Here is a 14,231-nt window from a genome sequence, read left to right on the forward strand (position 1 = left end):
CCCCCCCCCCCCCCCCCCCCCCCCCCCCCCCCCCCCCCCCCCGGCTGATCGAAGAGGTTCGCCAGGGAGCGGCGACTACAGGGCGACGCCCAGAAGAGCGTCCACGGCACGCGATACGACGCCGGGAGCGCCCTCGTCCGTACCGCCCTGTGCGCCCTGGAGCACCGCCCAGCGGTCCACCGCGGCGAGCGCGGCGGGCGCGTCCAGGTCGTTCGAGAGGGCCTCGCGGATCTCCTCGACGAGAGCGTCCGCCGAGGGGCCGTCGGGCCGGGAGACGGCCGCGCGCCAGGCGTCGAGACGGGCGACGGCGTCCTGAAGGACCTGGTCCGTCCACTCCCAGTCGGACCGGTAGTGGTGCGCGAGCAGCGCGAGCCGTATGGCCGCCGGGTCGATCCCGTCGTAGCGCAGCTTGGAGACGAAGACCAGGTTGCCCTTGGACTTCGACATCTTCTCGCCGTCGAGGGCCACCATGCCGGCGTGGACGTACGCCTTGGCCATCGGGAACTCGCCGGTCAGCGCCTGCGCGTGCGAGGCGCCCATCTCGTGGTGCGGGAAGGCGAGGTCGGAGCCGCCGCCCTGCACGTCGAAGCCCATGCCCAGGTGGTCCAGGGCGATGGCCACGCACTCGATGTGCCAGCCGGGGCGGCCCCGGCCGAGCGAGGCGCCGTCCCAACTGGGCTCGCCCGCACGGGCGGCCATCCAGAGCATCGGGTCGAGCGGGTTCTTCTTGCCCGGGCGGTCCGGGTCGCCACCGCGCTCGGCGGACAGCAGGCGCATCGCGGCGGCGTCCAGGTGGGACACCTGCCCGAAGTGCGGATCGGACTCGACGGAGAAGTACACGTCCCCTTCGAGCTCGTACGCCGCTCCCGCGTCCCGCAGTCGCTCGACCAGCGGGACGATGCCGGGTATCGCCTCGACGGCGCCGATGTAGTGCTGCGGCGGCAGCATCCGCAGGGCGGTCATGTCCTCGCGGAAGAGGACGGTCTCCTTCTCGGCGAGGGCGACCCAGTCGATACCGTCGCGCTCGGCCCGCTCCAGCAGCGGATCGTCGACGTCGGTCACGTTCTGGACGTAGTGAACCTGCCGCTTGGTGTCGAGCCACACGCGCTGCACGAGGTCGAACGCGTTGTAGGTCGCCGCGTGACCCATGTGGGTCGCGTCGTACGGCGTGATGCCGCAGACGTAGATACGGGCGACGGGACCGGGGGCAAGGGTGACGAGCCCACCGGTCGCGGTGTCGTGGATCCGGAGGTCGCGGCCCTCACCAGGCAGGGCGGGGACCTCAGAAGCGGGCCAGGCATGCATGTCATGAGCGTAACCGGACGGATGTTCCGTACACGAACCGGACCACCCCTGACGGCTGGAAACGCCCTCTTGCGCGTTGCCTGCCGCCGTGCGTCCGAGGCTCACGGCGCCGGCGGACGTGTCACACCGGCGGCCACGGAATCGCGGGCCACTCCCCGCTGGGCTCCGGGTGCGTGCCCGAGGCGAGCAGCGCGGCGACCCGCGCGCGCGTGGCGTCGATCTCGGCGGGGGTGATGAGTTCGGCCAGCCGGGTGGCGAGCGGTGCGCCGGCCGCGAGGCCCTCGCGCAGGGAGGTGAGCGTCGCGACCGCCTCCGGGGTCAGCGGCTCCCCCGCCCATCCCCACAGCAGTGTCCGCAGCTTGTTCTCGGCGTTGAAGGTGACCCCGTGGTCGATCCCGTACAACCGTCCCTCGTCCCCCGGCAGCAGGTGCCCGCCCTTGCGGTCGGCGTTGTTGATCACCGCGTCGAGCACGGCGAGCCTGCGCAGCCGTGGATCGTCGGCGTGCACGAGCAGCGCGGTCCGTCCCTCGCCGACTTCGGCGAAGCCGATCGCCTTCCAGCCCTCCTCGGGCTCCTCGCCGTCCACCAGGGCGAGCAGCCCGGTGTCGGGTTCGGCCTCGATCCAGAGCTGGCACATGCCCTCGCCGTAGGGTCCGTCGCGCAGCACGGTGGGCGGCACGAGCTCCCAGCCCATCGCCTCGGACACCTCGTACGCGGCGACCTCGCGCTGTGCCAGGGTGCCGTCGGGGAAGTCCCACAGGGGCCGCTCCCCGGCGACGGGCTTGTACACGCAGAACGCGTCGCGGCCCTCGTAGGAGACGGAGCAGTACAGCACCGCGTTCGAGGCCTCACGGATCCGCCCGCGCACCTTGAGCTCGCCCTTGGCGAGCAGTTCGGCCGTGGTCACGCTCCGCGGCGGTATCCGTTCTGGCGCGGACATACGTGTCCTTCCGGGTCGAGCGGGAGGCTGCACAGCGGGCAGGGCGGCCGTCCTGCGTTGACGACGTCGAGGGCACGCTTGGCGAAGGCCCGTGCCTGCGCGCCGGTGAGCCGGACGCGGAGCATCGGCGGGCCGTTCTCCTCGTCCTGCAGGAGCCTTTCCTCGGCCTCGGCGAGGTCCTCCTCGGAGTCGGCGTCGAGCTCCACCAGGGCCTGCGCCTCGACGATCATGCGCTGCTCGTCACCGTCCCAGGCCAGCGCCATGGTGCCGACCCGGAACTCCTCCTCCACGGGGGCCTCCAGGGGTGCGGTGTCGGAGACCTCCGCCGGGGCCATGGCGGGGACGGGAGCGATGCCGCCCGTGCGCCGTACGACCTCGTCGAGAAGCTCGTCCATACGCTCCGCGAGCGCCGCGACCTGGGTCTTCTCCAGGGCCACGCTGGTCACCCGGGGGCCCGAGGAGGCCTGCAGGAAGAAGGTACGGCGCCCGGGCAACCCGACCGTACCGGCGACGAAACGGTCCGGGGGGTCGTAGAGGAACACCTGACGGGACACGTCCTGTCTCCATTGAATCGACATGCGAACCGGCTGACTGCGTCGGCCCGCATCGGCTGCTGACAACACTTGCGACAACTACTGCGCTGCTTCGACCGCTTCACCCTACTGCGGTCGACGATCACGGTGCGCCCGCACCGCCCCCGACCGTGGCGTCATCGGCCGGCGGTTCCTCGCGCGGCGCCAGCGAAGCGAAGTCGCCGGTGTCGCCGAGGCGTACGAGAAACGGCCGCAGTCGTGTGTAACGGATCGCGGTGATGGAACACGGTTCAACAGAGATCCGCTGGAAGAGGTCCAGATGAAGTCCGAGTGCGTCCGCGACCAGAGACTTGATGATGTCGCCGTGCGAGCACATGAGGTACACGGCGTCGCCGCCGTGATCGCGCTCCACGCGCGCGTTCCACTCGCGGACCGCTTCGGCGGCCCGCGTCTGCATGGCCCGCATCGACTCACCGCCGGGGAACGCGGCCGCGGACGGATGGGCCTGGACGACTCCCATCAGCGGCTCGTCCATCAGCTCGGCGAGCTTGCGGCCGGACCAGTCGCCGTAGTGGCACTCCCCGATGCGCTCGTCGGTGTGTACGCGCAGCCCGGGACGCGCGTCGAGCAGCGGCCGCAGCGTCTCCTGACAGCGCTGCAGCGGACTGGTGACGACCTCGGAGATCGGCAGCGCGGCGAGGCGGCCGGGCAGCGCCGCGGCCTGCTCGGCGCCACGCTCGTCGAGGGCGACGCCCGGGGTCCAGCCGGCGAGCAGTCCGGCGGTGTTGGCGGTGGAGCGTCCGTGCCGGACGAGGATCAGGGTGGGCATGCGGCCCAGCGTAGGCGCCCATCGGCATGCGTTCCCGGGTGGGCGAGGGGAGAATACGCTCTGTGATCGTCGACTGCGCCATCTACCGCGACGGCCGCCGGACGGAGGGGCCCGACGACCTGTCCGACGCACTGGCCGAGGCGCGCGCCCGCGGCGACAGCTTTCTGTGGATCGGCCTCTACGAGCCGACGGAGAAGGAGTTCGACACGGTCACCGAGGAGTTCGGGCTCCATCCGCTGGCCGTCGAGGACGCCCTGAAGGCACACCAGCGCCCCAAGCTGGAGGTGTACGACGACTCGCTGTTCATGGTCCTCAAGCCGGTGACGTACGAGCCGAACAGCGACACCGTCACCTCCGGAGAGCTGATGATCTTCGTCGGCGACTCCTTCGTGGTGACCGTGCGCCATGGCGAGGGTGCGCCGCTCGGGAGCATCCGGCGTCATCTGGAGGAGCAGCCGCAGACGCTGCGGCACGGGCCGACGGGGGTGATGTACTCGATCACGGACTCCATCGTCGACCACTACCTCGACGTGGCCACCGAGCTGGGAACCGACCTGGAGGAGCTGGAGACCGAGGTCTTCTCCCCCACCGGCGGCGGATCGCGGCACACCGCGTCGCGGATCTACAGGTTCAAGCGGCAGATCCTGGAGTTCCGCCGCGCCACCGGCCCGCTCGGGCCACCGCTGACCCGGCTGGCGGGCCTGGTTCAGTCCGGCGTGGCGGTGCCCTTCGTCCACGACGACGCGCGGCCCTTCTTCCGTGACGTCAGCGACCATCTGACGCGCGTCAACGAGTCCGTGGAGGGGCTGGACCGGCTGGTCTCGGACGTCCTCTCGGCGCATCTGGCGCAGATGAGCGTCCGGCAGAACGACGACATGCGGAAGATCTCGGCGTGGGCGGCGATGGCCGCGGTGCCCACGATGATCGCCGGGATCTACGGCATGAACTTCACACACATGCCGGAGCTGCACTGGCAGTGGTCGTATCCGGTGGTCATCCTCGCCATGGTGGTGCTGGAGGTCGGCCTGTACCGGCTGTTCAAGCGGCGGGGATGGCTGTAGTCACCCGCCGCGCGTGCGTGGCGGTTTCCTAGGCGAACTCCGGGGCGCTGGTCGCGGGGCCGCCGAGCGCGTCGCGCCGCTCGGGCATCCTCAACGAGACCATCCGCCGCCATCCGGCGACACGCTCGTAGGCGTAGACGGCGTGGATGCCCGCGGCGAGGACCGACGCCTTGGGTTTCGGCCAACCGAGGATGCGTCCCATGTGGTCCATCACGGCGAGGCTGACGTCGCGGTAGACACGGATCTCGGCGAGGGCGCACTCGCGCAGGGTCCGCTGGATGGGGCGGCCGTGCCCGGCCTGTGCGAGGCGCAGCAGTTCCTCGTGGCAGTACGCGAGGTGGTTGTCCTCGTCGTTCGAGATCATCCGCACCGCGCGGCCGATGTCGGGGTGATCGGCGAAGTGCCTGCGCAACAGGTCCATCTGCTCGGAGGCGCGCTGTTCGGTGACGCGGCTGTGGGCCAGATAGGTGACGATGTCCTGCACGGTGAGCGGCTCGTCGCTCTTGAGCCTGTCGTGCGCGAGGCCGATTCCCCGCCGCTCCAGGAGCATCGTGTAGTCGGTGTCCGCCGGGACCTCGACGGGGCGCAGGCCGCGCTTCTTCATGAGGGCGTTGAAGATCCGCCCGTGCTTGTCCTCGTCGGCGCCGTGCCGGGTGATCCTGGGCGCGAGTTCCCGTTCGCTCGGCGGGACGAGGGCGGCGATCCGCGCGTTCTCCCAGCCTCCCTGGGTCTCCCCGCCGGCGGCGATGGAGCAGAAGAGCCGGAACGACTCGTCGTTGTCGATGATCTCCTGGAACAGACTCTTGGCCGAAAGCATCACTGGCACCTCCATGCAGGGTTCCGCAGAAACCGAGTCAAATGGGATGTCAGGGGCGCGGCAACCGATGTGTCCGACAAATCCGCCAAACGAAGGATGACGAGGGACGCTCCGGCGCGTAACCCACCGGGACCTTGCGCGTTGTTCTCCGTGACGGCCGTGGCGGGGAAGACCCCCCGAGCCCCCACCACGGCCGCAGAACTCCTCAATCCCGCTGGTGACGCGCACCCCCGCGTCCTGTGGATGGTGCGCGTCCGTCGCGTCGGAACTAGGCCAGCCCGGCGCGCTCCAGGGCCTCGAAGCCCGCCCGGAGCGAGGCGATGCGGTCGTCGAGCGTGAAGCCGGCCGGGGCCAGCGTCAGCGTGGTGACGCCGGCGGCCGCGTAGGCCTTCATGCGGTCGGCGATGCGGTCGACGGAGCCGAGGAGCGTGGTCTGGTCGATCAGCGTGTGCGGGACGGCGGCCGCCGCGCCCTCCTTGTCGCCGGACAGGTACTTGTCCTGGATCTCGGCGGCTTCCTTCTCGTATCCCATGCGCTGGGCGAGCTGGTTGTAGAAGTTCTGCTTGCGGCTGCCCATTCCACCGACGTACAGGGCGGTGTAGGGGCGGAACATGTCGGCCAGCGCCGTCACGTCCTTGTCGGCGCCGACCGCGAGCGGCAGCGTCGGACAGACGTCGAAGCCCTCCATGGTCCTGCCGGCCTTCTCACGGCCGGCGCGCAGGTAGGTGAGCGCGGTGTCCTCGATGTGCTCGGCCGAGGGGAAGATCAGCAGGGCGCCGTCGGCGATCTCGCCGGTCTGCTCCAGGTTCTTCGGGCCGATCGCGGCGATGTACAGCGGGATGTGCTCGCGCTCCGGGTGCACGGTCAGCTTGATCGGCTTGCCCGGGCCGTCCGGCAGGGGCAGCGTCCAGTGCTCGCCCTCGTACGACAGCCGTTCGCGCGTCATCGCCCTGCGGACGATCTCGACGTACTCGCGGGTGCGGGCCAGCGGCTTGTCGAACTTGACGCCGTACCAGCCCTCGGAGACCTGCGGCCCGGACACGCCGAGGCCGAGGCGGAAGCGGCCGCCCGACAGGGAGTCGAGGGTCGCTGCGGTCATCGCGGTCATCGCCGGCTGGCGGGCCGGGATCTGGAAGATGGCCGAGCCGACGTCGATGCGCTCCGTCTGGGCGGCGACCCAGGTGAGCACCGTGGCCGCGTCGGAGCCGTAGGCCTCCGCGGCCCAGCAGACGGCGTAGCCGAGCCGGTCGGCCTCCTGGGCGACGGCCAGGTTGTCCGCGTCCATTCCGGCACCCCAGTAGCCGAGGTTGATCCCGAGCTGCATGGCCGATCCCCTTACCGATCAGTAACGTCCCTTGTGCCGGAGACACTAGCGCGCCGGTGGACAGCGTGGCAGGGAAGGGTTTCGGCGCACAGGACCCGCGTCGGCAGGTCCTGGTGATCCAGGTTGTCCACAGGGCCCCCACGTACCGAGTTCCGGCCAGTAATCTCGGCGTCCATGGAGCAGAGGCATCTCGGCCGTACCGGCCTGCGTGTGTCCCGGATCGGACTCGGCACGCTGACATGGGGGCGGGACACCGGCGAGCACGACGCCGCGGAGCTGTTGAAGGTGTTCTGGGAAGCGGGCGGAACCCTCGTCGACACCGCGGACGTGTACGGCGACGGGGAGGCCGAGTATCTGCTCGGACAGCTCATAGAAGGGCTCGTGCCGCGCCGGGACCTGGTCATCTCGACGAAGGCGGGGAGCGTACCGGACCCCGACCGCCGCTTCGACGGCTCGCGCGGGCATCTGCTCTCCGCGCTCGACGCCTCGCTCGCCCGGCTCGGCACGGACTACGTCGACCTGTGGCACGTGCACGCCTTCGATCCGGGCACGCCGCTGGACGAGACGCTCCAGGCACTCGACATCGCTGTCAGCAGCGGCCGCGCGCGCTACGCGGGCGTGTCCAACTTCTGCGGCTGGCAGCTCGCCAAGGCGGCCACCTGGCAGCTCGCGGCGCCCGGCGTGCGCACCCGTCTGGCCAGTACGCAGATGGAGTACTCGCTGCTCCAGCGCGGTGTGGAGCGGGAGGTGCTGCCCGCCGCCCTCGACCTGGGCGTCGGCCTGCTGCCCTCCTCGCCGCTCGGTCGCGGTGTGCTCACCGGCAAGTACCGGGGCGGGACGCCCGCCGACTCCCGGGGCGGCTCCGAGCACCTGGCCCCCTTCGTCGCGCCGTACCTCGACGACGCGGCGAGCAGCATCGTGGACGCCGTGACGACCGCGGCGGACGGCCTGGCGGTGACGCCGATCCAAGTGGCGCTCGCCTGGGTCCGCGACCGCCCCGGAGTCGCCGCCCCCATCATCGGCGCGCGCAACGCGCAGCAGCTCACGGCCGCATTGTCAGTGGAGACCCTTAGTCTTCCTGACGAGATCTGCCGGGCGCTCGACGACGTGTCGGCACCCGTGCACCACTATCCCGATCACGACTGGAGCACGCTGTGACCACGGAGCCCGAGACCACGGAGGAAGCGGAGCCGGGGACCCCGGGGGCCGGTGCGCAGGACGGCGCGCCGGAGACCGGGACCACCGAGGAAACGGCGCCCGACAGCGAGGACGGGGACGGCGGCGAGGCCGGTGCCGCCGACGAAACCGGCGAAGCAACGGAAACCGCCGAAACCACCGAGGCCGCAGCCCCCGCGGAACTCTCCGAGGCACAGGCCGAGTTGGCGGCCCAGCGGGAGCTGCGGGAGCGGATCGCGCAGCGCAAGGCCGAGAAGCAGGGCCCCGTCGAGGCCGGCGGCAAGCTCAGCGGAACGGCCGCCGACCTGCTCGCCGCGGTACGCGCCGTGGAGAGCGGCGCCAAGCCGCCGGCCACCGCCTTCCGCGAGCCCGCGCCCGCACCTCGCAGGACGGTCCCCGAACCTGTGCGGCGGCCGGAGCCCGTGGTCGCGACGCCCGCCGCGCCCTCGCCCGTGGCACCTGAGGCCCTCGACGCCGTACGCGCGGTACTGACCGAGGGCGGGGCGCCCGACGCGCTCGCGCCGCAGGTCGTCGCCGTCCTCGGCGAGGACGCGGACGGGCAACTGCGGGAGGACCCCTGGCAGTTGCTGCGGATCTCGGCGGTGCGGCCGGAGCAGGCCGACGGGTTCGCGCGGGCGCTGCTCGGCGCGGAGTGCGGCCCGGACGACGAGCGGCGCGGCCGGGCCCTCACCGTCTGGCTCCTTGAGCAGGCGGCCCTCGCCGGGCACACCGCTCTCGACGCCCCGGCGCTCACCGCGGCGCTCGCGCAGCGCTCGGTGCCGGACCCCGACACGGCCGTGCAGGGCGCGCTCGCGGAGGGCGAGGCCCTGGTCTTCCAGGACGCTCTTGAGACGACCGCGCCTGCCGCGCCGGCGCGGGAGGAGGCGCAGGAGGAGACGGCGGAGCCCGAGGAGCAGCCGGTCCGCGTTCTCATCGGTCTGGAGCGGTACGCCCTCGCCGAGGAGAGCCTCGCCGACGGCCTCGCCCGGGTGGTCAACGCACTGCCGAAGGAGGACGCGCCCGACTGGGCCCGGGCCGCCGAGTCGGCCACCGGTTCCACCGCGGAGCTGATGCGCACGGTCGCCGGTCACGGCCTGGTGCTGCACACCGGCGGCGAGGCGGCCCGCGCGGAACCGGCGGCGCTGGTCGCGGCGGCCCGCGCACTGGGCTTGCGGGCGTACGCGGCCGCGCACACCGCGGACGGACAGCGCCGGTTCGCGGAACTGGTCGCGGCAGCACGGGAGTCGACGGGCGCCGCGGACGAGACCGGCACCGAGAGCGAGACCGGCACCGAGGGCGAGGCGCTCGATGCCGCGGTGACCACGGTCGCCGCTCTGCTCTCCGGGACCGAAGGGCCGGGCCGGGACGCGGACGGGGCGTTCGCCCTTGACCTCCTGGTCGTGCTGGACGCCCCGCAGCTCGATGTCGAGACGGCGGCCCTGCTCGCCGAGTCCCTGGCGGACGGGTCCCGGCTGGTGCTCAGCGGCGACCCGGGCGTGCTGTGGTCCGCGGGTCCGGGACGGGTCTTCGCCGATCTGCTCGCCGCGCGGGTCTTCCCGCAGGTGGCCTCGCGGACGCCCGACCCGGGGCCCATCGGCGAACTGGTCTCCGGCATCGGCATCGGCGAGCTGAACCAGGTCGAGGCGCCCGGCAAGGAGGTCGTGATCGTCCCGGTGCGGGACGCCGGGGAGGCCGTGCACCGCACGGTGCAGCTCGTCGCGGACTCGGTGCCGCGCGCGTTCGGCATCCCCGCCGAGCAGACACAGGTGATCACGCCGGGGCACGGCGGCGCGGCCGGTACGCGCGCGCTGAACGCGGCCCTCAAGGAACGGCTGAACCCCGGCCCCGGCCGCTTCGGCGGCTTCGACCCGGGCGACCGGATCGCCTACTCCCCCGCCCCTGGCCGTACGGTGCCGGGGCAGGTGCTGAAGGCCGACGCCGACGGACTGCACCTGGAGTGCGCGGGCGCCCCCGTCGTCGTGGCGAAGGAGCGGGTGGAGCAGTCGGTGCGGCACGGCTGGGCCCTCACCGCGCACCAGGCGGTGGGCCTGCGGCTGCCCGCCGCGGTCGTGGTGCTCCCCGGCGACGCCGCGCAGGCCCTGACCCGGCCCTGGGTCTACACGGCCTTCGGCCGCGCCGAGCGCCATCTCTCCATCGTGCACGGGGTGGAGCAGGCCCTCCCGCGGGCGGTGGCGGAGGTCCCCCAGAAGCCGCGCACCACCCGTCTGCCGGTCCTGCTCAAGGCGCAGGTCCCGGCGGCCGGTTGAGCCGTCGGCTCACACGCGAAGGTGGCGGTCACCGGAGTCCCGGTGGCCGCCACCTCATGCGTTCTCAGTGATCACCTTTCAGCGATCGGCGATCAAGTTCAGCGATCAGCGATCAGCGATCAGCGTCCAACGGTTCAAGATCGCTGTCGTCGTCCAGATCTCCGTCGAGCGCGGGGCCGGGGACGAGGTCGTCGTCCTCGTCGAGGTCGTCCTCCGCGTCGTCGTCGAAGACCGCGCTGACGTCGAAGCGGCAGATCACGCGCTGCGGGTCGGTCTGCTCGAACGGGGACTCCAGCCACTCGCCGGGATCAGCCGGTTCGTCCGCGGCCGTGACCCAGAGCGTGGAGTCGCCCTCCTCCAGGCCGAACTCCTTGTGCCGGGAGGCGATCTCGTCCGGTTCGAACTCGCCGAACAGGACGCCGAGCGCCCCGTGGACCGTGCCGGACGCCTCGACGTCCTCACCCACCACGCCCTCGTCCTCGGCGGCCTCCACCCGCTGGGCCTGGGCCAGCAGGCGCTGCGGCTCCACCACCGCGTAGTCCCGGCGGATCAGCACGCTCAGCGCGTTCGGCTCCTCCGGGCCCGTGTAGGGCGGCAGGGTGTCTTCCGAACCAGGGATCTCGAAGGGTGTGACCTCGTCGTAGCGGTCGTAGAGAAGTTCGTCGTACTCCTCGGCCGCCGCGGCCAGCTCGTTGAACGCCTCGTAGACGGCCGGGTCGTCATCGCCCGACCTGCGCTCGACCGCCGCCAGGTGGCGGTCGAGCGCGGTCTTGACCGCCTCGGCGGCGGCACGTACCTCGGCAGCGGTGGGCTGCACAGCATCAGACATAGGGCAGACGCTATCCGTACACGGCCTCTGCCCGCACAATAGATGCGATGCCGGAATACGAATTTGTCGACGTGTACGTACCGCGCGGGGTCTCCCGCAAGGAAACGACACGCCTGCTGACGGACCATGCGGAGTACGGACACTGGGAGTTGGACCGCCTCAGCCTGCATGCCGACGGCAGCCGCAAGGTGCGGCTGCGCCGGCGGATCATCCGCCAGGTGCGCGCCACCTGGTGAGGAAAGGCTGAAACGGAGCGGGCCCCGCCGAGGCGGGCCCCGCTCCGTCTGGCACGCCGCAGGGGAAGTATGCGGCGCTGTGCCCACCTCTGCGGGGGCTTGTCCCTTCTGCCCGTGGGCTACGCCGCCGACCGCGCCCGGCGGTAGAGCACGGCGCCCGCGAGCAGTGCGCCCGCTCCCGCCGGCAGCACCAGACCGAGCGGCAGGTCACTGCCGGTGTGGGCGAGCTGCGCACTGCCCAGCGGCTGGGTGACGGACTGCGTCCCCGGGTGGTTGACGCCCGAGGAGCCGCCCGGGTGCTCGTCGCCCGAGGAGGGCGGCGTGCCCGGGTTGCCGGGGTGCTCCGGGTTCCCCGGCTTGCCCGGGTGGTCCGGGTTGCCCGGATTGCCGGGCTGATCCGGGTTGCCCGGCTGGTCGGGGTGGCCCGGAGGCGGCGTCTGGTGACCGCCGCCCGGAGGCGTGGTGGAGTGGCCGCCGCCGGCGCCTCCGCCGTTCCCGCACGCGTTGCCCGTGGTCCCGTTGCCGAGTCCCCCCACGTTGACGCTGTTGCCGCAGACGTTGACCGGCACGTCGACCGGCACCTCCGCGTGGTTGCCGGAGCCGACCCCCGGCGAGTCACTGGCGTGCCCGCCGGCGTGGGACCCGCCGCCGGACGGTGCGCCGTAACCGCCGCTGCTGCCGCCGCCGCGGTTGACGCACTTGTTGCCCGCCGCCGGGTTGAGCAGTCCGACGACGTTCACGGTGTTGCCGCAGACGTTGACCGGCGCGTGCACCGGCGCCTGCACCGTGTTGCCCGACAGCACGCCGGGTGAATCCGAACTGGAGCCGCTCGCGCCCGAGTCGGCGTGTGCGTAGCCGCCGGCGGCGGCGATGACGCCGGTCGCGGCCGCCACCGTCATCAGGCCCTTGCGGGTGACCTGTCGCATAACTGATTTCCTGCCTTCGTCCCTCAGTCCGCATGGGCGGACCGCCCGGAAAACGCACGCACCCCCTGCGCGTGCGCCGAAAGCCGGTCGGCCCCGGAGCGCATGGCGCGCACTCCGGAGCCGACCGACTCAGACCCCGATGGGAATTCCCCTCAGGGAAAGACCCTCATGGGGTGAGGCACAACGTCACTTGTTGATGCAGGTGTTGCCGAAGGCGGGGTTCAGCAGCCCGATCACGGAGACCGTGTTGCCGCAGACGTTCACCGGGACGTGAACGGGCACCTGGATGACATTGCCGGAAGCGACACCCGGGGAGTGCACGGCGGCACCCTGAGCACCCGCATCGGCGACAGCCAGGCCCGCACCCGCGAGAACCAGGCCACCAGTGGCAGCCGCAGCGGCGACGACCTTCTTGATCATTATTCCTCCTTGTTGGCAAAGCGATCCAAACCCTCGGACCGCACCACCTGTAACGAGGAGGGAGTAATGGAGCTACGAGCTTATGGTCGGATTCACTCTTCTCAGTGGGACCCGCACAGACTGGCGAATACTGGAGTTTCGTTTCACCGGAGCAATTCAGGACGCGCTTTCACGGCCTGATTTCAGGACGCCTCGATGAAGCGGTCGAGCACGCGCACACCGAACTTCAGCGCATCCACCGGCACCCGCTCGTCGACCCCGTGGAACATGCCCGCGAAGTCCAGCTCCGGCGGCAGCTTCAGCGGCGCGAAACCGAAGCAGCGGATTCCGAGGTCGGCGAAGGACTTGGCGTCGGTGCCGGCCGAGAGCATGTACGGCACCGCACGCGCGATCGGGTCCTCGGCCACCAGCGCTGTCTGCATCGCGTCGACGAGCGCGCCGTCGAAGGTGGTCTCCAGCGCCTTGTCGCCGTGCACGTCCTCGCGCTTCACGTTCGGTCCGAGGATCCGGTCGAGGTCGGCGAGGAACTCCTCCTCGTATCCCGGCAGATACCGCCCGTCGACATGCGCGGTCGCCTGGCCCGGGATCACGTTGACCTTGTAACCCGCGCCCAGCTGTGTCGGGTTGGCGGTGTTCTGGAGGGAGGCGCCGATGAGCTTGGCGATGCCGCCGAGCTTGGCGAGCGTCGCGTCCATGTTCTCCGGGTCGAGCTCGGTGCCGAGCGCGTCGCCCAGCTCGTCGAGGAAGTGCCGCAGCGTCTTGGTGACGCGGACCGGGAACTTGTGCCGCCCGAGCCGGCCGACGGCCTCGGACAGCTCGGTGATGGCGTTGTCCTTGTGGATCATCGAACCGTGTCCGGCGGTGCCGTCCACGGTCAGCTTCATCCAGTGCATGCCCTTCTGCGCGGTCTCCACGAGATACAGCCGCAGCTTCTCGTTGACCGTGAAGGAGAACCCGCCGACCTCGCCGATCGCCTCCGTGACCCCCTCGAAGAGGTCCGGGTGCTTGTCGACCAGGTGCCGTGCACCCCAGGTGCCGCCCGCCTCCTCGTCGGCGAGGAAGGCGAGCACGATGTCGCGCGGGGGCTTGCGCCCACTGCGCATCCGGTCGCGGACGACCGCGAGGGTCATCGCGTCCATGTCCTTCATGTCGACGGCGCCCCGGCCCCACACACAGCCGTCCGCGATCTCGCCCGAGAAGGGGTCGTGGGTCCAGTCCGCGGCGTTGGCCGGTACGACGTCGGTGTGACCGTGGATGAGCAGCGCGGGCCGCGAGCGGTCCTCGCCCTCGATGCGGGCGACCGTGGAGGCGCGGCCCTGGTGCGACTCGAAGATCTTCGGTTCGAGGCCGACCTCGGCAAGTTTTTCGGCCACGTACTCGGCGGCCTTGCGCTCACCCGGCCCGGAGTGGTCGCCGTAGTTGCTGGTGTCGATACGGATCAGCTCGCGACAGAGGTCCACGACCTCGTCCTCGCCGGAGACGCCCCTGGTCGTGCTCGACTCGCTCACGCTGCTTCCTCCCACTGTCACTGCTGGTGGTCCCCCTCATCCTCTCTCCGATCCCCGGCC

At 71.4% G+C, this 14,231-nt stretch carries 14 protein-coding genes; 4 read left to right on the forward strand and 10 right to left on the reverse strand.

Annotated elements, in window-relative coordinates:
* Positions 1-75: 75 nt before the first annotated feature.
* From mshC to ACN6LB_RS32355, 4 genes are all read right to left on the reverse strand, one after another.
* Positions 76-1,305, reverse strand: coding sequence for a cysteine--1-D-myo-inosityl 2-amino-2-deoxy-alpha-D-glucopyranoside ligase (gene mshC, locus ACN6LB_RS32340; protein WP_445028943.1), 1,230 nt, complete (start codon positions 1,303-1,305; stop codon positions 76-78).
* 121 nt (positions 1,306-1,426) lie between these two features.
* Positions 1,427-2,245 (reverse strand): SCO1664 family protein, encoded by an 819-nt coding sequence (locus ACN6LB_RS32345; protein WP_445028944.1) that lies wholly within the window; start codon positions 2,243-2,245, stop codon positions 1,427-1,429.
* Positions 2,209-2,799 carry a DUF3090 domain-containing protein gene (locus tag ACN6LB_RS32350; protein WP_356147835.1) on the reverse strand — a complete coding sequence of 197 codons (591 nt, stop codon included), beginning with the start codon at positions 2,797-2,799 and terminating at the stop codon, positions 2,209-2,211. The genes ACN6LB_RS32345 and ACN6LB_RS32350 overlap by 37 nt, the downstream gene beginning before the upstream one ends.
* 121 nt (positions 2,800-2,920) lie before the next feature.
* The gene (locus tag ACN6LB_RS32355; RefSeq protein WP_356147837.1) at positions 2,921-3,607 is read right to left on the reverse strand and encodes a histidine phosphatase family protein; all 687 of its coding nucleotides are present in this window, start codon (positions 3,605-3,607) and stop codon (positions 2,921-2,923) included.
* 62 nt (positions 3,608-3,669) lie between these two features.
* On the opposite strand from ACN6LB_RS32355, the gene corA reads away from it, so the two are divergent.
* Positions 3,670-4,668 (forward strand): magnesium/cobalt transporter CorA, encoded by a 999-nt coding sequence (gene corA / locus ACN6LB_RS32360; RefSeq protein WP_445028945.1) that lies wholly within the window; start codon positions 3,670-3,672, stop codon positions 4,666-4,668.
* 28 nt (positions 4,669-4,696) lie between these two features.
* Here corA and ACN6LB_RS32365 read toward each other — a convergent pair whose 3' ends face one another.
* Together ACN6LB_RS32365 and ACN6LB_RS32370 are read right to left on the reverse strand one after the other, a co-directional pair.
* Complete coding sequence (locus tag ACN6LB_RS32365) at positions 4,697-5,485, reverse strand: ferritin-like domain-containing protein (protein ID WP_356147844.1); 789 nt, start codon at positions 5,483-5,485, stop codon at positions 4,697-4,699.
* Between the two features lie 268 nt (positions 5,486-5,753).
* Positions 5,754-6,809 (reverse strand): LLM class F420-dependent oxidoreductase, encoded by a 1,056-nt coding sequence (locus ACN6LB_RS32370; RefSeq protein ID WP_445028946.1) that lies wholly within the window; start codon positions 6,807-6,809, stop codon positions 5,754-5,756.
* Positions 6,810-6,983: 174 nt separating this feature from the next.
* On the opposite strand from ACN6LB_RS32370, the gene ACN6LB_RS32375 reads away from it, so the two are divergent.
* Both ACN6LB_RS32375 and ACN6LB_RS32380 read left to right on the forward strand, forming a co-directional pair.
* Positions 6,984-7,967, forward strand: a complete 984-nt coding sequence (locus ACN6LB_RS32375) for an aldo/keto reductase (protein ID WP_356147850.1) — start codon at positions 6,984-6,986, stop codon at positions 7,965-7,967.
* A complete protein-coding gene (locus tag ACN6LB_RS32380) occupies positions 7,964-10,252 on the forward strand; it encodes a helix-hairpin-helix domain-containing protein (protein ID WP_445028947.1) in 2,289 nt (762 codons plus the stop codon). The genes ACN6LB_RS32375 and ACN6LB_RS32380 overlap by 4 nt, the downstream gene beginning before the upstream one ends.
* Positions 10,253-10,364: 112 nt before the next feature.
* Here the strand turns inward: ACN6LB_RS32380 and ACN6LB_RS32385 are convergent, their stop codons facing one another.
* Positions 10,365-11,081, reverse strand: coding sequence for a hypothetical protein (locus ACN6LB_RS32385; protein WP_445028948.1), 717 nt, complete (start codon positions 11,079-11,081; stop codon positions 10,365-10,367).
* A 47-nt stretch (positions 11,082-11,128) separates the two neighbouring features.
* Here ACN6LB_RS32385 and ACN6LB_RS32390 point away from each other — a divergent pair, with 47 nt between their 5' ends.
* Positions 11,129-11,317, forward strand: coding sequence for a DUF5703 family protein (locus ACN6LB_RS32390; RefSeq protein ID WP_445028949.1), 189 nt, complete (start codon positions 11,129-11,131; stop codon positions 11,315-11,317).
* 119 nt (positions 11,318-11,436) lie between these two features.
* Here ACN6LB_RS32390 and ACN6LB_RS32395 read toward each other — a convergent pair whose 3' ends face one another.
* From ACN6LB_RS32395 to ACN6LB_RS32405, 3 genes are all read right to left on the reverse strand, one after another.
* A complete protein-coding gene (locus ACN6LB_RS32395; protein WP_445028950.1) occupies positions 11,437-12,243 on the reverse strand; it encodes a chaplin family protein in 807 nt (268 codons plus the stop codon).
* A gap of 186 nt (positions 12,244-12,429) precedes the next feature.
* Positions 12,430-12,663 carry a chaplin ChpH gene (chpH, locus tag ACN6LB_RS32400; protein ID WP_200700911.1) on the reverse strand — a complete coding sequence of 78 codons (234 nt, stop codon included), beginning with the start codon at positions 12,661-12,663 and terminating at the stop codon, positions 12,430-12,432.
* A gap of 182 nt (positions 12,664-12,845) precedes the next feature.
* A complete protein-coding gene (locus ACN6LB_RS32405; protein ID WP_356149576.1) occupies positions 12,846-14,171 on the reverse strand; it encodes a M20/M25/M40 family metallo-hydrolase in 1,326 nt (441 codons plus the stop codon).
* Positions 14,172-14,231: the final 60 nt, after the last annotated feature.

The organism is Streptomyces sp. SAS_270 (assembly GCF_052543295.1).